At 63.8% G+C, this 19,914-nt stretch carries 16 protein-coding genes; 3 read left to right on the plus strand and 13 right to left on the minus strand.

Features of this window, described 5'->3' with window-relative positions:
* Positions 1-108: 108 nt before the first annotated feature.
* Complete coding sequence (locus tag LRP30_RS27215) at positions 109-1,038, minus strand: cytochrome c (RefSeq protein ID WP_249756720.1); 930 nt, start codon at positions 1,036-1,038, stop codon at positions 109-111.
* Between the two features lie 155 nt (positions 1,039-1,193).
* Here LRP30_RS27215 and LRP30_RS27220 point away from each other — a divergent pair, with 155 nt between their 5' ends.
* The gene (locus tag LRP30_RS27220) at positions 1,194-1,610 is read left to right on the plus strand and encodes a CHRD domain-containing protein (RefSeq protein WP_249756721.1); all 417 of its coding nucleotides are present in this window, start codon (positions 1,194-1,196) and stop codon (positions 1,608-1,610) included.
* Between the two features lie 74 nt (positions 1,611-1,684).
* Here the strand turns inward: LRP30_RS27220 and LRP30_RS27225 are convergent, their stop codons facing one another.
* From LRP30_RS27225 to LRP30_RS27270, 10 genes are all read right to left on the minus strand, one after another.
* Positions 1,685-2,968 carry a cystathionine gamma-synthase family protein gene (locus LRP30_RS27225; protein ID WP_249756722.1) on the minus strand — a complete coding sequence of 428 codons (1,284 nt, stop codon included), beginning with the start codon at positions 2,966-2,968 and terminating at the stop codon, positions 1,685-1,687.
* A 352-nt stretch (positions 2,969-3,320) separates the two neighbouring features.
* Positions 3,321-3,770: a cytochrome c gene (locus tag LRP30_RS27230; RefSeq protein WP_128944941.1), complete on the minus strand. Its 450-nt coding sequence runs from the start codon at positions 3,768-3,770 to the stop codon at positions 3,321-3,323.
* A 90-nt stretch (positions 3,771-3,860) separates the two neighbouring features.
* Positions 3,861-6,170 (minus strand): xanthine dehydrogenase family protein molybdopterin-binding subunit, encoded by a 2,310-nt coding sequence (locus LRP30_RS27235; RefSeq protein ID WP_249756723.1) that lies wholly within the window; start codon positions 6,168-6,170, stop codon positions 3,861-3,863.
* Between the two features lie 279 nt (positions 6,171-6,449).
* On the minus strand, positions 6,450-6,779 hold the full coding sequence (locus LRP30_RS27240; protein WP_128932757.1) for a DUF1127 domain-containing protein: 330 nt from the start codon (positions 6,777-6,779) through the stop codon (positions 6,450-6,452).
* An 858-nt stretch (positions 6,780-7,637) separates the two neighbouring features.
* Positions 7,638-8,174 carry a DoxX family protein gene (locus LRP30_RS27245; RefSeq protein WP_249756724.1) on the minus strand — a complete coding sequence of 179 codons (537 nt, stop codon included), beginning with the start codon at positions 8,172-8,174 and terminating at the stop codon, positions 7,638-7,640.
* A 50-nt stretch (positions 8,175-8,224) separates the two neighbouring features.
* On the minus strand, positions 8,225-9,754 hold the full coding sequence (gene murJ / locus LRP30_RS27250; RefSeq protein WP_249756725.1) for a murein biosynthesis integral membrane protein MurJ: 1,530 nt from the start codon (positions 9,752-9,754) through the stop codon (positions 8,225-8,227).
* Positions 9,755-9,956: 202 nt separating this feature from the next.
* On the minus strand, positions 9,957-11,108 hold the full coding sequence (locus LRP30_RS27255) for a DegT/DnrJ/EryC1/StrS family aminotransferase (protein ID WP_249756726.1): 1,152 nt from the start codon (positions 11,106-11,108) through the stop codon (positions 9,957-9,959).
* Positions 11,109-11,159: 51 nt separating this feature from the next.
* Positions 11,160-12,164, minus strand: coding sequence for a Gfo/Idh/MocA family oxidoreductase (locus LRP30_RS27260; protein ID WP_249756727.1), 1,005 nt, complete (start codon positions 12,162-12,164; stop codon positions 11,160-11,162).
* Positions 12,165-12,347: 183 nt separating this feature from the next.
* Positions 12,348-13,760 (minus strand): mannose-1-phosphate guanylyltransferase/mannose-6-phosphate isomerase, encoded by a 1,413-nt coding sequence (locus tag LRP30_RS27265; RefSeq protein WP_249756728.1) that lies wholly within the window; start codon positions 13,758-13,760, stop codon positions 12,348-12,350.
* A gap of 7 nt (positions 13,761-13,767) precedes the next feature.
* The gene (locus LRP30_RS27270) at positions 13,768-14,757 is read right to left on the minus strand and encodes an NAD-dependent epimerase (RefSeq protein ID WP_249756729.1); all 990 of its coding nucleotides are present in this window, start codon (positions 14,755-14,757) and stop codon (positions 13,768-13,770) included.
* A gap of 235 nt (positions 14,758-14,992) precedes the next feature.
* Between LRP30_RS27270 and LRP30_RS27275 the strand changes: the two genes are divergently transcribed.
* Both LRP30_RS27275 and LRP30_RS27280 read left to right on the plus strand, forming a co-directional pair.
* A complete protein-coding gene (locus LRP30_RS27275; protein WP_249756730.1) occupies positions 14,993-15,952 on the plus strand; it encodes a lysylphosphatidylglycerol synthase transmembrane domain-containing protein in 960 nt (319 codons plus the stop codon).
* Complete coding sequence (locus tag LRP30_RS27280; RefSeq protein WP_249756731.1) at positions 15,949-16,968, plus strand: glycosyltransferase family 4 protein; 1,020 nt, start codon at positions 15,949-15,951, stop codon at positions 16,966-16,968. The genes LRP30_RS27275 and LRP30_RS27280 overlap by 4 nt, the downstream gene beginning before the upstream one ends.
* Here LRP30_RS27280 and LRP30_RS27285 read toward each other — a convergent pair.
* Together LRP30_RS27285 and LRP30_RS27290 are read right to left on the minus strand one after the other, a co-directional pair.
* Positions 16,956-17,900: an NAD-dependent epimerase/dehydratase family protein gene (locus tag LRP30_RS27285; protein WP_249761838.1), complete on the minus strand. Its 945-nt coding sequence runs from the start codon at positions 17,898-17,900 to the stop codon at positions 16,956-16,958. The two genes, LRP30_RS27280 and LRP30_RS27285, sit on opposite strands and share 13 nt — an antisense overlap.
* A gap of 85 nt (positions 17,901-17,985) precedes the next feature.
* On the minus strand, positions 17,986-19,896 hold the full coding sequence (locus tag LRP30_RS27290) for an SDR family NAD(P)-dependent oxidoreductase (protein ID WP_249756732.1): 1,911 nt from the start codon (positions 19,894-19,896) through the stop codon (positions 17,986-17,988).
* Positions 19,897-19,914 lie beyond the last annotated feature (18 nt).

The raw sequence follows: 19,914 nt of genomic DNA on the forward strand, positions 1-19,914 counted from the left end.
GTCAGTAGTGCGGGATGAGTTTGGTTAGACGATGCTTCGCATCGCCAGGCGCAATCCGACCTCTCCCCGTTGGGGAGAGGTGAACCACGGACATCCGATCGAGCTGCACTAGCTGCCCTGCTTGCGCTTGGGCGGCGTCGGCCCGTCCACCGGCGGCAGCGATTTGACGTAGTCCGCCATCGCCGCGAGATCGGCATCCGGCAATTGCGAGGTGTTCTTGATGACGCGCGTCATCGCGCCGCCGGCGCTGTCGCCGTCGGGCAATTCGCCGGTCTTGAGGAAATAGGCAATATCCTTCGCGCTCCAGTCACCGAGACGCTTCTGGGTGATGTTGGGGACCCACCCCTCGCCTTCCGGATTGGGCCCGCCGGCAAACCGCTCACCGGAGATGATGCCGCCAAGCGCGTTGCGCGGGCTGTGGCATTCGGCGCAATGGCCGAAACTGTTCACGAGATAGGCGCCGCGATTGAATTCCGGCGACTTCGCGGCGTCGGCGACGAAGGGCTTGTCGTCCAGAAATAAGAACTTCCAGATACCGATGTTGCGCCGGATGTCGAACGGAAATCCGACGTCGTGGTCACGCACTTTGCCTGCAACGGCCGGCAGCGTTTTCAGATACGCAAAGAGATCGAGCACGTCCTCGCGCCTGGCGTGCTGATAGGAGGTGTAGGGAAACGCCGGAAAGTAATGCTGCCCGGACGGCGAGACCCCGTGCATCACCGCATTGACGAAATCGGCATCCGTCCATTTGCCGATGCCGTCGGCCGGATCGGGCGAGATGTTCGGCGCGTAGAACGTTCCGAACGGCGACTTGATCGCGACGCCGCCACCGAGCCTGAGACGATCGGGCTGATTGGGAACGGCATGGCAGGACGCGCAGCCGCCGACGTTGAACATCACCTCGCCATTGGCAAGATCAGGCGCATGGGGCGGCGGCGTGGTGCTCGCAGCCGCCACCACCGGCGCGCTGAGCCACCAATAGATGTCCGTAGCGGCGATCGCGACGAGCAGCGCCACGAAAATTGTTCGTTGCAACATGCTGATCCATTCATTCGTTGCGGCGAACCTATGACCGATCTCCGTGCGGCTCCAACCACAAAGAATTTAGCCCGCCCTGGCCGGAAACGGGAATAAACTGAAATGCCGACTGTTGAAAGTTAGCCAGCCCGAACGGGTTTTGCAGGGAGAATGTCATGAACAAGACCGTCATCGCCATGTGCGCGCTCGGTGCCGTCGCTTTTGCAGGCCCGGCCTGCGCCGAAAAGCTGAAAGCAACGCTCGACGCCAAGTCCGAGGTGCCCGCAACGACCAGCAGCGGCAGCGGAACGGCCGACCTGAACTACGATGCAGCCAGCAAGAAATTGTCCTGGACTGTCAACTATTCCGGGCTCTCTGGCCCTGCCACCGCGGCTCATTTCCATGGCCCGGCCGAGGCGGGCAAGAACGCCGGCGTTGCGGTCGCGATCCCGAATGCGGCCTCAAGCCCGGTCAAGGGCGAAGCGACGCTCACCGACGCGCAGGCGGCCGATCTGCTCGGCGGCAAGTACTACATCAACATCCACACGGCGGCGAACCCGGGCGGCGAGATCCGCGGCCAGGTGACGAAGTAAGCGCGAACGCTGCTTCGTCGCGGAAGGGCCGGATGCTGGGAGGGAGCGTCCGGCCTTTTCGATTCTCGCCACGCTCAAGCCGCGCTCAGCGCCTGCGCGAGGTCGGCGATCAGGTCGGACGGATTTTCGATGCCGATCGACAGCCGGATCGTGGAATCGAGGACACCGATTTTCCGGCGAATGTCGGCGGGAACGCCGGAATGGGTCATCGTCGCCGGCAGGCTGGCCAGCGATTCCGTTCCGCCGAGACTCACGGCGAGCTTGAAGATCTGGAGCGCGTTGAGGAATTTGACGGCCGCTTCTTTGCCGCCGACGATGTCGAACGAGAAGGTGGAGCCGGCGCCTGAGCATTGCTCCGCGAACACCCGTCCGGCTGGCGATGCGTCCTCGTGATGACCGAGATAGTGGACTTTCGCCACCTTGGGGTGATCGCGCAAATAGTCCGCGACGAGGCGCGCATTCACATCGGCCTTTTCCATGCGCAGGCTCAGCGTCTCGAGCGACCGGTTGATCATCCAGCAGGAATGCGGATCGAGCTGGGTGCCGATGGCGCCGCGCAGCGCCTTGATCCCCTTCATGAGCGCCTTCGAGCCGAGCGCGGCGCCCGCGATCAGGTCGGAATGACCGCCGACATACTTCGTGAGCGAGTACAAGGAAATATCTGCGCCGTGCTCGATCGGTCGCTGAAACACCGGTCCGAGCAGCGTATTGTCGCAGGCGATGATCGGTGTGTGTCCCTGAGCCTTTCCGATGACTTCGGCGACACGGCGCATCATCGCGATGTCGACCAGCCCGTTGGTCGGGTTGGCGGGAGTTTCGATCAGGATCATTGACACCCGGCCCTTGCCCATGGCCTCCTCCGCAGCCTGCTTGACTGCGGCCTCGTCGATGCCGTCGGCGAAGCCGACGGCGCCGATCGACAGACGCGCAAGCGTATTCGTCAGCAGCGTTTCCGTCCCGCCATAGAGCGGCTGGGAGTGCAGAATGACGTCGCCGGGGCGCACGAAAGCCAGGATCGTGGTTGCGATGGCTGCCATGCCGGACGAGAACAGCGCGCAGCTCTCGGTGCGCTCGTAGATCGAGAGCCGGTCCTCGACGATCTCGCTGTTGGGATGATTGAAGCGCGAATAGACCAGGCCCGCGCCCATCCCTTCCGGCGGCTCGCGCCGGCCGGCGACGTAGTCGAAGAAGTCCTGGCCGTCATCGGCCGTCTTGAACACGAAGGTCGAGGTCAGGAACACCGGCGGTTTGATGGCGCCTTCCGACAGTTGCGGGTCATAGCCATAGGTCAGCATCAAGGTTTCCGGATGCAGCATATGGTTGCCGATGTGGGTCTTCGACGGGAACGGTTTTGCCATGGCCTATCTCGCTGTTGCTTCAGTTCCTCGCCGGGCGTTGGAACTCCTGCTGTCATGAGGCAGTCAGGCGCGAGATGCGCCGGCATCCAACAGCTCACATCAATGCCGCGGCGGCTGAAGCAAACATAACCGCTCTCACGGCGATCCGTCAGGCCTCGCGGAGGAATTTCCTACCGTGCTGCGCGGCGACTCGCGGCCCATGGTCGCGCAAAAAGGGCGGCTGCTTTCGCAACCGCCATTTTTCAATTCTGGTAGCCCGGATGGAGCGCAGCGCAATCCGGGACGGACTATCATTCTAGGATAGACCTCCCGGATTTCGCTTCACTCCATCCGGGCTACGGACTTGGCCCTGTTATTTCAGCTTCACCCGATACGTCTCGTGGCAGTCAGTGCAGCGATCGTTGATCGCGGTATAGGCCGCTTTCAGGCTCGCGACATTGGTGATCTTGCCTTTGACGTCGGCGATCGCCTTCTGCACCGGCGGGATCTTGGAATCGAAATCGGCCTTGTTCTGCCAGACCTTTTGCGAGGCGCCATACGTCGCGTTCACCACGTCCTGCTTGGGATTGACCTCGAAGGTCTTGGCGATCTTGGCGACATCCGCCTCCATGCTGGCGATGGCCTGATCGACCGCTTTCTGGTCATAGGGGATGTCGCCCTTGGTCATCTTCTGGATGATTCCATACTGGTTCTTGGCGATCGAGCGCATCAGATTGTCCTGCTGAACGGCGATCTCCTGCTGCGCCATCACGGCGCCCACACCCAGCAGCAGGGTACCCGCGACAATCATCGTTCGTCTCATCGGCTTGTGTCTCCGAGGCGGTTGGGGGAATTCGGCCATCATGAATAGAACCCCGCGCAGGGCGTTTATTCCCGCGCGGAGGTTCTGGGCCTAGAGACTGTGACGGCGGTGATGCTCGTTGATCGCGATCCACACCCGCTCGGGCGTTGCCGGCATGTCGATGTGGTCGATCTTGTATTCGCGCCAGAGCGCATCGACGATGGCGTTGACGACGGCCGGACAGGAGCCGATCGCGCCGGCCTCGCCCGCCCCCTTCACGCCCAGCGGATTGGTCTTGCAGGGGACGTTGTTGGTCTCGAACACGAAGGCCGGCCCGTCCGTCGCGCGCGGCAGCGCGTAGTCCATGTAGGTCGCGGTGATGAGCTGGCCGTCGCTCGCGCCATAGACCACCTGCTCCATCAAAGCCTGGCCGATGCCCTGCATGGCGCCGCCATGCACCTGCCCCGCCAGCAGCAGCGGATTGAGCGTCTTGCCGAAATCATCGACGATCACATAGTTGACGATCTTGATGATGCCGGTGGCCGGATCGAGCTCGACCTCCGCCAGATGCGTGCCGTTGGGATAGGTGCCGTCGGCGCTGGCGAAGGTGGCGCTGCCGTTGAGCTTCGACGAATCGGCGCCGGGCCGCTTGGCGAGGTCGGCAAAGGAGATCGAGCGGTCGGTGCCGGCGATCCGGATCACGCCGTCGGTGATCTCGAGGTCGCCCGCGCTCGCTTCCAGCGCCTGCGCTGCGAACTCCTTCAGCTTCTTGCCGAGATCGCCCGCAGCACGCTCCACGCAGACGCCGCCAGTGGGAATCGAGGCCGAACCGCCGGTGCCGAGACCCGTCGCAATCTCGTCGGTGTCGCCCTGGTGGATATGCACACGCTCCGGCGGCAGGCCGAACTGTTCGGCGACGATCTGCGCATAGGCGGTCTGATGACCCTGTCCGCTCGATTGCGTGCCGATCAGGACGGTGACGTCGCCATTGGGATCGAGGCGGACGTTGGCCGTCTCCTCACCCATCACGCCGCAAATCTCGACGTAGCTCGCAAGGCCGATGCCGCGGATCAGCCCCTGCTTCTTGGCTGCCTTGGCGCGCTTTCCAAACTCCTTCCATTCCGCGATCTCCATCGCGCGCTTCAGATGCGCGGCGAAGTCGCCGGAATCGTAGACCTTGCCGGTCGCGGTCTTATAAGGCAGCGCCTTCAGCGGGATGAAATTCTTGCGACGGATGGCATCCGGCGTCATCTCGAGTTTGCGCGCGCAGGCGTCGACGAGGCGTTCGATGACGTAGGCCGCCTCCGGCCGTCCGGCACCGCGATAGGCATCGACCGGCACGCTGTGGGTGAAGATGGTGCGCACCCGGCAGTGGAAGGCTTGGATGTCGTAGAGGCCCGGCAGCATGCCGGCGCCGCCGTGCGGGATATAGGGCCCGAAGGTCGACAGATACGCGCCCATGTCGCCCATCAGGTCGCAATCCATCGCGAGGAACTTGCCGTCCTCGGCCAGCGCCATCTTGGCGGTGGTGACGTTGTCGCGGCCCTGCGCGTCGCCCATGAAATGCTCGGAGCGATCGGCCGCCCACTTTACCGCCTTCTTCAGCTGTCGCGCCGCGACCGCCATCAGGGCGTATTCCCGGTACGGAAACAGCTTTGTGCCGAAACCGCCGCCGACGTCTGGGCAGATCACCCGCATCTTGTCGGTGGGGATGTTGAGCACGTTCTGGCAGAGGATGTCGCGCAGGCGATGGCTGCCCTGGCTGCCGACGGTCAGCGTCAGATGGTCGCGCTTGGCGTCGTATTCGCAGACCGCCGCGCGCGTCTCCATGAAGCTCGCGACCACGCGCGGATTGACGATGGAGATTTCGGCGACCGCATGCGCCTTGGCGAAGGCGGCTTCGGTCGCGGCCTTGTCGCCGATCGAGACGTCGAACAGCACGTTACCCGGCTTGTCCGGCCAGACCTGCGGCGCGTCTTTCTTGACTGCGTTGACGACGCCGGTCACCGCCGGCAGCGGGCTCCATTTGACGTCGATTGCCTCGATCGCGTCACGGGCCTGATCGATGGTCTCGGCGACCACGAAGGCGACGGCGTCGCCGACATGGCGCACCTCATCCTTGGCGAGGATTGGGTATGGCGGGCCGGTGAACGGATCGGTCTCGAGGTTGAACAGGCACGGCAGATTGCCGAGATCCTTGACGTCCTCGGCAGTCAGGATCAGCGCGACGCCGGGCAAGCCGCGGGCGCGGCTCACATCGATGGTATATTTGGCATGCGCATGCGGCGAGCGCAGCATCAAGCAGCGGAGCGCGGCCTGCGGCGTGTAATCGTCGGTATAGCGACCCTTGCCGCGGATGAGTGCGTCATCCTCCTTGCGCAGCACGCTTTGGCCAACGCCGAATTTGATGGGAGCCGCCATTTTGTCTTCCGTTCTCATGGTTGTTTTGGCGGCATATTGCCGTGGAAAAACTTGCAAGGCAAACGGGTTTAGGCACCCGGAGTCCGCGAAAGTTGTTCGCTGCCCTCGCCTGTTAGAGCGGATGGGCGCGAAAGGTCGCAGCTCGGTCATTTCCCCGTGAAGATCGGTCCGGCTATTGGCATGATAGTTGCCGAACTAACCCGCACACTCCCATGAACAAGCGGCCGCGCTGACCGCCGCTTGCTCGCAAAGCGCATGTCCGCGTCTGATGCCTATCAGTCACATCACACCACGGCTCCATAGATGCGTCGCCCTGTCTCTAAGCGTCTCGATGGCTCGTTGAGATGTGATGTAGTCGATCTCGCTACGCGTCAAGCCGATGTCCATCAGCTCCCTGTCACTGAGCTCCTGCAAAGTGACCCGTAAGCCCTGGCGCTGGCGCCGCCGCTGAAACGCTCGCCAACACTGCTTGAGCAGGCCTAAGACGCTTTGCGCCGAAGTGGCCGCTGGTCCAGCAATATCCTTTTCCAGTGCAATGGGGAGGTCGAGACGGAGCGCCGCGGCATCGCGCTCGGTCTCGGATGTAATGATCGTCTGATGGGGTGGCATCGGATGCTCCTGCTGTTGAGCCGGCAGGGAGCGTGGCCAAAGAAAAGGCCCCGTCCGATGCCGGCGGGGCCTGGTGGAAAAGATGTCGTCGTCGAATTCCTAGCGCGCGACTCCTCCCACGGCCCAGCCGAAGCGGGTCATGTGCATGAAGTTGACGGTGCGCACGGATTTGATCATGAGGCGCTCGTACCACAACGATCGTGTAAAATCAAGGGATGCGCCGCTGTCGGTTGCATCCTAGACGCGAGCCCTTCGCTCCGCATTCGTCTCTGAAAATTCGCCTGGCCGCACCGCCAAGAAGAGCACCAGCAGCAGATTGGTTTTGCTTCCCCGGCGCACACCCAGATGCAGTGCTTTGGCGAATGTCATGTGCGAGCTAACGCTCTTCCGAGTATTTCGGCGTCTTGCCACTTATTGGAGGACTTGCCACGCGGGTTTCGTTCGGCAAGACTGCTCGCATTTCAAGTACTTGTTTTGAAGGGGTGTCCTCATGCCCGAAACATTGGAAAGTCTATTGTGGTGTGCCGCACTGGCGACGTGGCTGATGCTTTTCTTCGGAATCACTGCCGAGCGCTTGAAGCCTCTCTCAAAACTCCTCAGCCATCTGCTCGAGGTTACGTTCAGGCTGAGGGCGAAGTGACGCAATAGTGGGCTTAAGGCAGTGGCCTTAAGGCGCGGCTTGGCAGCTGCCAAACTGGCAGGGCTGCGCGTCGCCTGATGACGCAAGGGCGAACGAACCCAAAGCGCGCACATCGTGCGGCCACACTCTCTCAGCTCTGCGAGGGAGCGACGATGCTTGCGCCTCCAGGCAGTTCAGGAAAATTATTGGCTATTGACGCTGAGAAACGAACAACGCTGCTAGCCTGCCAGCCTCCGATCGAGCGAGAACCGTCCCCCTCCGGTGACCAAGATCAACAGAGCGCCTCCCAATATCGAGATGTTTTTCAAGAAATTATTGTACTGTCCAATCTGTTGCGCACCGGCGGGATATTCCCAGTAACGATGTGCGATTGCAGTAGCCGCGACTACAAATAGCAAAACCAAAATTGCGCAGTAGCGCGTTCCAATGCCGAGTATCAAACAAACCGATATCAGTATTTCCAGCAGGACGGTTATTGCCGTGAACAGCTGGGGCATTGGAAGGTTCAGCGACCGAAAATAGCCCACTGAGCCGCTGAAGTTCGTAAGTGCCCCGTACGCGCTTCCAACGAAGACCCATGCAAGCAGGATGCGGCCGATCAGGATCAGCAGGTCGGCATTGCTGGTGGCGAACTTGTCAATTTGAGATGTGGGCCAGGGAGAGCGGAATAATGTCATGGTCACTGCCTCATCGCTTTGTTGCCTGAGGACGGCACCCGAATATGTAAAGATCGTATCATGATCGGCGAACCGCATGAAAGGCCCCGGCGGCGGCATCGCACGACGCGGTGACGGCGGGGTAACGCCTAGCCTCGCACCAGCGAGATCAGCCAGTTGCGGCCGAACAGGATGAGGATCGCGAGCGCATAGACGATCGTGCCCCCGATGGCCAAGAGGGCCAGCGTCACTTCGTCCCGGAAGGTCTGCATGGAGGCCAAAATGGCCGCGCTGAAGTGCGCAATCAGCCAGAAGGCGGCAGACAGGATCAATCCGGTCAGCAGGAATTTGGCGAGCGACATCAGCCAGCCGCGATCCGGCACGAGAAAGCCTCGCCGCACTGCGAAGAAGAGCACCAGCAAGAGGTTGGTCCAGACACCAACGGCTGTTGCGAGCGCGAGGCCGATCTGGGCGAGCGATCCCATTAACGCGACTTTCAGGGCGACGTTGACCGCGATGCCGGTCAGCGATGCCCGGACCGGCGTTGCCGTATCCTTGCGCGCATAGAAAGTCGCGACCGCGCTGCGGATCAGCACGAAGGGGATCAGGCCGATGGCATAGGCGGCGAGCGTTGCACCTGCCGCGGCCGCATCGGCCTTCGAGAACGCGCCGCGGGCGAACAGCGCGCGCATGATCGCCTCGGGCACGGTGATGAAGGCCGCGACGAACGGCACCGAGAACAGCAAAGTGAAATCGAACGCACGGCGTTGCGCCTTCATCGCACCGTCGTGGTCGTTGGCGGTGATCCGCCGCGACATTTCCGGCAACAGCACCGTGCCGATGGCGATGCCGATCACGCCGATCGGGAGCTGGTTGAGGCGATCGGCGTAATAGAGCGCCGACAGCGCGCCGGCAGGCAGGAAGGTCGCAATGATGGTGTCGGCGAACAGCGCGACCTGTGTACCCATTGAGCCCAGCGTCGCAGGCCCTAACGCCTTGAAGAAGCCGCGGACGTCTTCATCGAGCCTCAGCGGCGCAAGGCGCGGCAGGCCGCCATGACGCGCCAGATCGCCAGCGAGCAGGAAATATTGCAGGAAGCCGGAGATCAGCACGCCCCAGGCCGCGGCGTGGCCCGCGGTTGGAAACCAGGCGGCCAGCGCCAGCGTCATCATCATCGCGACGTTGAGGAAGATCGAGGCGGCCGCAGCGCTGGCGAAGCGCTGCATCACGTTGAGCATGCCGCCGTAGAGCGTCACCAGAGTGATCAGCAGCAGATAAGGAAAGGTGATTCGCGTGAGCTCGATCGCGAGCTTGCGTTGCTCGGCGTCCTCGGAAAAGCCGGGCGCCAAAATGCTCATGGCCTGCGGCATGAACAGCCAGGCAACGATCAGCAGCACGATTTGCGAGGCCAGCAGCAGCGTGAAGATGCGATCGGCGAACAGGCTTGCCGCTCCCTCCCCCTTCTCGCCATGGACATGCGCATAGGCCGGCACCCAGGCCGCGTTGAAGGCGCCCTCGGCGAAGATCGCGCGGAAATGATTGGGCAGCCGCAGCGCCACGAAGAAGGCGTCGGCCACCGGGCCGGCGCCGAGAATCGCCGCAAGCATGATGTCGCGGGCAAATCCCGTCACCCGCGAGAGCAGCGTATATCCGCCAACCGTGAAGATGCGTCCGAGCATGCGTCACTTGTAGAGCATCGCGCGATTAGGTCTAGGTGCACGCCGCGACGAAGGTGCGCCCCCTCCCCCGCTTGCGGGGAGGGTTGGGGAGAGGGCTGCTTCCACAAAAAAGGCTCCCCAAGAGGAGAGAGCCCTCACCCGCGCCTTCGGCGCGACCTCTCCCGCAAGCGGGAGAGGTTAACCTCAAGCCAGCACCGCGCAATCAGGCTGAAAGCGCGCCGTACACGGCGGCGATGACCCGCTCCTGGTCGGCTTCGGTCAAATAAGCGTGCATCGGCAGGCTGATGACGTCCTCCGACAGGCTCTCGCAAGCAGGCAAGCCGCCGTCTGCGACCGGATATTGCTTGTAGGCGGTCTGCTGATGCATCGACTTGCCGTAATAGATCGCGGTCGGCACGCCCTGGGCCTTCAGCGCGGCGGCAAAGCCGTCGCGGTCGGTACCTTCAGGCAAGCGGATGGTGTACTGCGCCCAGACCGATGTGTTGCCGGGCGACAGACGCGGCACGGTGACGACGTTGGACAGGCCACGCGCGTAACGTTCCGCGACCTTGTTGCGGGCGGCGATCTCGTCGTCAAAGATCTTCAGCTTCTCGAGCAGGATTGCGGCCTGCATGGTGTCGAGCCGGCCGGTCAGGCCGAGGCGAACGTTGTCGTATTTGTCGACGCCCTGCCCGTGCACGCGGATGCTGCGCAGCGTGGCCGCGAGCTCGTCGTCGTCGGTGAAGATCGCCCCGCCGTCGCCGAAGCAGCCGAGCGGTTTAGCAGGAAAGAAGCTGGTCGCGGTGGCGTGCCCGAGCGTGCCGAGCTTGCGACCTTTGTAGCTCGCGCCAAAGCCTTGCGCGGCGTCGTCGAGCACGAACAGGCCCTCGTCCCTGGCGATCTCGGCGATGGCGTCGTGATCGGCGGGCTGGCCGAAGAGGTCGACCGGAATGACCGCGACAGGCTTGAGCCCGGCCTTGCGGGCGGTCGCGATGCCGCGCTTCAGCGACTCCGGGCTCATGTTGAAGGTGGTCTCGTCCACGTCGACATAGACTGGCGTCGCGCCGGTCCGCGCCACTGGCGACGCCGTGGCGATGAAGGTGAAGGACGGACACAGCACGGCATCGCCAGGTCCGACATTCTTCGCCATCATCACCATCAGGATCGCATCGGTGCCGCTGGCGCAGCCGATGACGTGCTTGGCGCCGCTGTAGGCCGCAAGCTGCTTCTCCAGCTCGAAGACCTCAGGGCCGTTGACGAACTGGCAATGGTCGAGAACCCGCTTCACGGCCGCATCGAGCGAGGCGCCGAGCCGGCGGCGCTGCGCACCGACATCGATGAAGGGAATGGGATCGGAACGCGGATGCTGGTTCATGGCGCTTTGCTGATTTTCTCGCGAAGTTTGAGAAGCCGACATGGAAAGGGATCAGCCGGCGACGCGGCGCGGGCCCTTGCGGGCGGGCGCCGCCGCGGCGGGCCGCGACGGCGTCTCCAGGCACTGCGTGGCGATCTCGAGGCTGGCCACGCCCTCATCGCCGGTCACGGCCGGCGTCTCGCCGTTAGCCACGGCCTTCAAGAACGCGATCAGCTCGGCGCGCAGAGGCTCGTCATGGCCGACCGGTAGATGCCGCATCGAATAGCTGCCATCGGGCTTGAAGCCGAAGCATTCGGTGACCTGGCGCGTCAACAGATCGCCCATCACGTATTTGTCGCGCGTCGCGACCGTGACGCTGCGTGCCTTGAACGGCGTCAGCCAGTTGGTGTTGATGTGGGCGAGCACGCCGTTGGCGGTGCGGAACTGCAACAGCGCGATGTCCTCGCGCTCGGCGACCGCGCTCGACAATTGCGGCTGCACCTCGACGATGTCGGATTCGGTGAACCAGCGGATCAGATCGATGTCGTGCACGGCGAGGTCGATGACGACGCCGACATTGGACATGCGCGGCGGGAACGGGCCGACGCGGGTGATCGCGATCGACAGGATGTCCTCGCCTGCGATCGCCTGCTTGACCGCGGCGACCGCCGGATTGAAGCGCTCGACATGACCGATCATCAGCGTAACGCCGGCCTTTCGCGCGGCGGCGACGATCTCGCGGCCCTCTTCGACCGTGGATGCGATCGGCTTCTCGACCAGCACATGAATGTTCTTGGCGATGCAGGCGAGCGCGACCTCGTGATGCAGATGTGTGGGCGCCGCGATGGTGACGGCATCGACGCCCTCGGCGAAGAGCTGGTCGAGCGTCTCAAAACCCTGGCAGCTCGCAAGCTCGGTGGTGCGGGTGCGGTGCGTCGGCGAAGGATCGACGATGCCGACCAGGCTGACGCCGGGAAGACCCGCGAGCACGCGCGCGTGGTTGCTGCCCATCACGCCCGCGCCAATGACGCCGACGCGCAGGCCGGCCTTTGCCGGTGCAGATCCTTTGGAACTCATCTGATGGAACCCCGATTCAACCCAAATCCCCGCGCCGCTTCTAGCACGGACGCCACATTTGTGGCGAATGCCGCGCTAGCGGTCCGGACACGATTTGATTCAAAAAGTTACACGTTCCCCGGGCCTTAAGCGGGAAGCGATACCGTTCTTTCGGCCCGGGTCGCGTGATTCGGAGTTTGCTGGTTACGACCTTTGATAGTCGTCTTCAATCCGGATGATGTCGTCTTCCCCGAGATAGCTTCCAGTCTGGACCTCGATCAGCTCCAGCATGATTTTACCGGGGTTCTCCATCCGGTGAACGGCGCCCATCGGAATGTAGACCGACTCGTTCTCATGCACCGCTTTCACGGTGTCGTTGACAGTCACCTGTGCCGTGCCTCGCACCACGATCCAGTGCTCGGCACGATGGTGATGCTTCTGCAGCGACAGCCGGCCGCCCGGCTTCACCACGATGCGCTTGACCTGATGCCGCTCGCCATTGTCGACGGACTGATAGCTGCCCCAGGGCCGGTGCACTTTAAGATGCTCCTCGGTGACCTTCGGCGCCACCGTCTTGAGCTTGGTCACGAGGCGCTTTAAGCCGTTGGCATCCTTCTGGCGCGAGACCAGCACCGCGTCCGCAGTCGCGACCACCACGAGATCGTCGACGCCTTCGAGCGCGACCAGCGCGGAATCGGTGGTGACGTTGCAGTTGCGGGAGTCTTCGAACACGGCGGTGCCGTGCGCGGCGTTGCCCAGCGCGTCCTTCGCCGAGAGCTCCCACACCGCGTGCCAGGAGCCGACGTCGGACCAGCCGCACGACACCGGCACGACGGCGGCGCGCGAGGTCTTTTCCATCACCGCATAGTCGATCGAGATCGCCTTCGCCGCGCCGAACGCCTGAGGCTCCAGCGTGACGAAGCCGAGATCGCGCCCGGCGTTAGTGACGGCGCTCGTGACAGCCTCGATGCTCGCCGCATCCACCCTGCGATACTCGTCGAGCAGCACGGCGGCCGGGAACATGAAGTTGCCGCTGTTCCAGAGATAGCCGGAATTGACGTAGTCCGACGCCTTCACCGCATCCGGCTTCTCGACGAAGCGCGCGACCGCGAGCACCTCGCCAGTGATCACCTCGCCCGGATTGATATAGCCGTATTCGGTCGCCGGCCGCTCCGGCTTGACGCCGAAGGTGACGATGCGCCCGGCATTCGCGGCCGCAAGGCCTTCGCGGCACGCGGCGACGAAAGTGGCATTGTCCCGCACCACGTGGTCGGCGGCGAGCGCGAGCACGATCGCTTCATTGGCGCGGTTCTGCGCGAACACCGCGCCCGCGGCGATCGCAGGTCCGGAATCGCGCCGCATCGGCTCGAGGATCACATCGGCCTCGATCCCGATCTCGGCGAGCTGCTCCAGCACCATGAAGCGATAGGCCGCATTGGTGATAACCATCGGCCGATCGAACAGCGCGGGATCGGAGACGCGTAGCAGCGTGTCCTGGAAAGTCGAGCGGGTGCCGAACAGCGGCAGGAATTGCTTGGGCCGCACCTCGCGCGAAGCCGGCCACAGCCGCGTGCCGGCACCGCCGCACATGATCAGGGGGATTATGCGTTTGTCCATCGTCATCTCAAACCTTGAAATAGTCCCGATACCAGGTGACAAAGTTATGGACCCCATGCTCGATCGGCGTTGACGGCGCAAAGCCGGTGTCGCGCATCAGGTCCTCGACATCCGCGAACGTTTCCAGCACATCTCCCGGCTGCATCGGCAGCAATTCTTTGATCGCCGTCCGGCCCAGCTCCCGCTCCAGAAGACCGACGACGTGCATCAGTTCCTCCGGATGGTGGTTGCCGACGTTGTAGAGCTTTGACGGCGCATTTGCGGCAGCCGGATCGTCCGCAGGCACAAGATCGATCAGCTTGGATACTACACGCGTCACGTCATCAATATAGGTGAAGTCGCGGCGCATCCTGCCATGGTTAAAGAGCCGGATCGGCCTGCCCGCCATGATGGCATCGACAAAGAGGAACATGGCCATATCAGGCCGTCCCCACGGGCCGTAAATGGTAAAGAAGCGCAAGCCCGTGACCGGCAGCCGGTAGAGATGGCTGTAGGACTGCGCCATCAATTCATTCGCCTTCTTGGTCGCGGCGTAGAAGCTCACCGGATGGTCGGTGCGATCCTGCACGGCAAATGGCATCTTTGTGTTGGCGCCATAAACGGAGGATGACGAAGCATAGACGAGATGGCGGCAGCCATTGTTGCGGCAGCCTTCGAGCACGTTGAGAAAGCCCTGGAGATTGGAATCGGCGTAGGCGTGCGGCTGCTCGATCGAGTAGCGCACGCCGGCCTGGGCCGCGAGATGCACGACCTTGGCAAATTGATGTCGCGCAAACAGCGCCTCGATCGTCTCGCGGTCGGCGAGGTCGGCCTCGACGAAGGAGAAGCTGGACTCGTTCTTGAGCAGTGCAAGGCGTGCTCGCTTCAGCGCGGGATCGTAATAGCTGTTGAGATTGTCGAGCCCGACGACGGACCGGCCCTCGGCCAGGAGCTGCCGGGCGACGTGAAAGCCGATGAAGCCGGCAGCGCCCGTGACCAAAATCGCCTGATCCGTCATCCTGTTCCCCAGAGATCCCTTGCCCGCAGAACCTGTTTAGCCGCCGCATCGTGGAGGCCGCAATAGGCCTGCCGCTCCTCATGAGGGCCCTTCAAGACGCCGCTGCACGGCTTACACACGGCTGACTACACACGGCTATTGCAAGATTGGCGCCAAAACCATACCAAAGCGGCCGAATTCGGCGCCTCGCGTCGGGTTGCCTCCAATCTTCGCAAACCCTGTCCATGCGGGCGAGATGCGCCGAATCCTGCTTTCTGCGGCCAAGATCCTGATATCCGCGGCGCTGCTCTATCTGGCGCTGCGCAAGGTGGACCTGTCCGACCTGTTCTCGCGCTTCACGGTGACCAGCCTGGTCTGGATCGGCGTGGCGATCGCGGTCACCTTCCTGCAAATCTTCGTCGGCGTGCTGCGCTGGCGCGAGATCAGCGCCGAATGCGGCGCGCCGCTCGAGCTCGGCCGGGCCATGCGTTACAACGTGATCGGCGCCTTCTTCAACCAGACCCTGCCGTCCGCGATCGGCGGCGATGCGGTCCGGCTGTGGCTGGTCGCACGTGCCGGCGCCGGCTGGCGCGCGGCGACCTACTCGATCTTCGTCGATCGCGCGATCGGCTTGATCGCGCTCGCGGTTCTCATCGTCGCGAGCCTGCCCTGGAGCTACACCCTCATCACTGATCCGAACGGGCGCTCGGCGCTGCTGCTCCTCGACTTCGCGGCGCTCGCGGGCGGCCTCGGCTTTCTGATCTTCGGCGCCTTGAAATGGCGCTGGCTGAAGACCTGGTGGGCCACGCATCACATCCACGCCTGTGCCGTGGTCGCCAATCGCGTGATCTTCAACCGCAGCCGCGGACCGATCGTCGCGATCCTGTCGATCCTCGTTCACGTGCTCGCCGTCGTCATCGCCTGGTGCGTGGTGCAGTCGATCGCGGCACCGATCAGCTTCGGCCAGATCTTCCTGCTCGTCCCGCCGGTGATGCTGATCACCATGATGCCGATCTCGATCGCAGGCTGGGGCGTGCGTGAAGCCACGATGGGCCTCGCGTTCGGCTTCGCCGGACTCGCAGCAAACGAGGGCGTCAACGTCTCGCTGCTGTTCGGCGCGGTGTTCTTCATCGTCGGGGCGATCGGCGGCCTGGTCTGGATCCTCAGCGCAGAGAAAGCCGCGCAAGGATCGGCGCCGATCGGGGTGCCCGAGTGAGCCCGCCCGCCGACGCCCTCGCCGCCATGCCATCGCTGCTTGCCGTCGCAATCGCCGCGCTGATGTCGGCGCTCATCACCTGGACCAGCCGTCCCCTGCTCCAGCGCTACGCACTGGCGCGGCCGAACGCGCGGTCCTCGCATCGCATCCCGACCCCGCAGGGTGCGGGCATCGCCGTGATCGCCGCGACGCTGATCGTCGCCTCGCTCTTTGCGATTGTCGCGAACGTCGCGATACCGCCGGCGCTGGTTGGTGCGACGGTCTTGATCGCGCTGGTCGGATTTGCCGACGACATCGTGTCGCTGCCGGTGCTGTTGCGGCTGGTGCTGCAGGCGGCAGCCGTCGGCGCCGTGGTATTCACCGCGCCCGAGACTGCGCGCATCGTTCCGGCGCTGCCGCTTGCGCTGGAGCGCGGTCTCATCCTGCTCGCAGGAGTCTGGTTCGTGAACCTCGTCAACTTCATGGACGGGCTCGATCTGATGACGGCAGCGGAAGTGGTGCCGGTCACCGCAGCGCTGCTGCTGCTGGGATGGCTCGGCGAGCTGCCGTGGCCGGCCGCGCTGATCGCGACGGCGCTGTGCGGCGCCATGCTCGGCTTTGCACCGTTCAACCGTCCGGTCGCAAAAGTCTTCCTGGGCGATGTCGGCAGTCTGCCGATCGGCCTTTTGCTCGGCTGGTGCCTGCTGGAGCTCGCCTTTCGCGGGCAGCCGGCCGCGGCGCTGCTGTTGCCCGCCTACTATCTCGCCGATTCCACCATCACGCTGTTTCGACGAATCGCGCGGCGCGAGCCGTTCTGGTCGGCGCACCGCTCGCATTTCTACCAGCGCGCCACCGACAACGGCTTCACGGTGCCGCAGGTGATCGGCGAGGTCTTCCTGCTCAACCTCGTGCTCGCCGGGCTTGCCATCCTCACCATCCGCGCCGCCGCGGTGGCGATCACCGTGGTCGCGCTTGTTGCCGGCGCGCTCGCGGTCGCATTCGTGCTGCGCCGCTTCTCCCGGCCTCAGGGCTCCTGATCCGACACTGCCAGGCGCAAGCCCTCCTCGAGGGTGACCTGCGGCTGCCAGCCGGTTGCGATCGCCTTCGAGATGTCGAGCTCGAGCGAGCCGATCAGGCCGTCTTGCATATCCTGACGGCCCATGACGCGGAGGGCCGCACTGAGCAGCTTTGGCGGTATGCCGAACAGCCGGGCGCTCTTGCCGGAGGCTCTCGCCAGACACGCGATGAATTCAGGCGTCGAAACCCGCTCGCGATCGGCCAGCAGGAAGATCTCGAAATTGCTCGCCGGGTCGGAATGGACGAGCCGGTGCAGGATGAACGACGACAGGTTCTGCACGGAAAGAAAGTTGCGGCGGTTGCGGATCGCCGCAAAGGGCAGCGGCAGTCCCCGCCTGACCGCGCGCGTCAGCAGCGCGAAATTGCCCTTGGCGCCCGCGCCATAGATCAGAGGCGGCCTGATCACCGAGATTTTCATGTCGCTGTCGCGCGCCAGCGTCCTCAAGCCTGCCTCGGCCTCAGCCTTGGATGTGCCATAGAGGCCGCGCGGCGTCGGGACATCGCTCTCGCTGAACGGCGCACGGCCGTCATTGCTGCGGCCGTGAACGAGAACGGTGCTGATGAAGATGAACTGGCGCACGCCGGCCATCGCTGCGGAGCGCGCCAAATGCAGTGTGCCGTCGACATTGACGTCGCGGTAGAGCTGGACCGCGTGCTCCTCGTTCTTGTAATGCACGCGCGCGGCGAGATGGACGACGGCGTCGACGCCTTCGAGCGCGGCCTGCCAGTCTGTTTCCGGGCCGATCGATTTGATCACGACCTTGTCGGTGCCTTCCGGGCTGCGCACCGCGCGGCGGACCGACCATCCCGCCCGCGTCAGCGCAGGTACGATATGGCGGCCAAGGAAGCCGCTCGCCCCCGTCACCAGCGCGACCGGCTTTATCTCGCTCATCATTGCCCCGCCAGAACAGCGTTGCGCAACAATCCGTCGACCAGAGCGGCACAGGCGACGACGATCTTGCCTCGAGGCTGCATGGTCAGGCCGCGGTCGACCCGAATTCGGGGACCGCATCCTTCAGGATGGTCCTGATGGTGGCGCGATCGTCGCGCGCGATCGCCTGCTCGAGCGCCGCAATCCATTTGCGCAGGGTCTGCATCGGCGGCTCGTTCGGCTGCGCGGCCATGATGCCGGGGACGCCGATCTCGCGGGTCGGCTCCTCGGAGGCAAACAGGATCTCGTGCAGGCGCTCGCCCGGCCGCATGCCCGTGAACACGATATCGATGTCGTAGCCCGGCTGAAGCCCGGAGAGCCGGATCATGCGCTCGGCGAGATCGACAATCTTCACCGGCTGGCCCATGTTGAGCACGTAGACCGAGACGTCCGAATGCTGCGCTCCGAGCGCGTGCGTTGCCGCCGTGATGACGAGATCGCAGGCCTCGCGGATGGTCATGAAATAGCGGACCATGTCGGGATGCGTCACGGTCACGGGGCCGCCAGCCTCGATCTGGGCCTTGAATTTCGGCACCACCGAGCCGTTCGAGGCCAGCACATTGCCGAAACGGACCGAGATCAGCCGCATCGGCGGCTTGGCACCGCCGTTCGCTGCAGCAAGATCACGGTCGAGCGCCTGGCAGTACATCTCGGCGAAACGCTTGGTCAGGCCGAGCATCGACACCGGCTCGATCGCCTTGTCGGTCGAGATCATCACCATGGCTTCTGCGCCGGCGGCGAGCGCTGCGTCGGCCACATTCATGGAGCCGAAGATGTTGGTCTTGACGCCCTCGCTCCAGTCGCGCTCGAGAATCGGCACGTGCTTGAGCGCCGCGGCATGGAAGACCATGTCCGGCTTGAACTCCGCCATCAGACTCATGATGCGCTCGCGGTCGCGAATGTCGGCGATCCGCCCTTCAATCTGCGCCGCCGCATGCGCGGCGAGCGCTTCGGTGACCGCGTAGAGCGCCGGCTCGGAATTTTCCACGATCAGAAGACGCGCGGCGCCGAAGGCGACGACGCGCTCGCAGATCTCGGAGCCGATCGAGCCGCCGCCGCCGGTGACTATCACCGCCTTGCCCCTGATCAGGGTTTCGAGGCGCAGATAGTCGATCTTCTCGCTCGGCCGCAGCAGGAGATCTTCGACCGCGACGGCCGTGAGCCGCGGCGTGTCGCCGCTCTCGAGCGAGGGCATGCGGTTGACGATCACGCCCAACTTACGCGCCCGCATCAGGATCGATTCCGGACGCGCCTCCGGCTCGAACGCCGACGGTGTCATCACCAGACGGGCGATCGGTTTGTTGCGCTTGGCGAAGTCCGCGATGACGTCCTCGACATCGTCGATGCCGCCCAGCACCGGCAGGTTGCGGATGAACTGGCCTCGATCCGCAAGCGACGGCGACAACACGCCAACCGGCCAGATGCGCTTGATCGCCCCGCTCTCGATCCCGCGCAGCAATACCTCCGCATCCGCGGCGCGGCCGATCAGCAGCGTCGGCGCGGCATCATCGGTCCTCGCATGACGCCGCACCCGCGTATAGCGGAAATAGCGATAAGCCATGCGCAGCGCGCTGAGAAAGGAAATCTCGAGGAACCAGTAGAGGACGATCGTCACCTTGCCGAGGAAGAAGGCGCCGCGAACGTTGGGCGCGACGAAGATGTAGTCGAGCACGAGCAAGGCAACCGTCAGCACGGTCGCCGCGCGAATGATGTTCAGCGCGTCCGGCAGCGAGATGAACCGCCATTTCGTCGTGGTCAGGTTTAGGACGAAGAACACGACCACGCTGAAGGCAAGAAAATAGGGCAGGATCTGGAATAGCAACGGCAAGCGTTCGAAGAAGCCTTCGCCGCCCTCGAATCGCAGATAGAAGGCGGCGAAAAGCGCCGCCGTGGTCGCCAGTAAGTCGTGGACCGCGATCAGGAAATTGCGCAAAGTGAGATGCGAAAGACGCGTCATCCGCCGACCGATGAAAAC

The sequence above is a fragment of the Bradyrhizobium sp. C-145 genome, from assembly GCF_023375135.1.
Classification (GTDB): domain Bacteria; phylum Pseudomonadota; class Alphaproteobacteria; order Rhizobiales; family Xanthobacteraceae; genus Bradyrhizobium; species Bradyrhizobium zhanjiangense.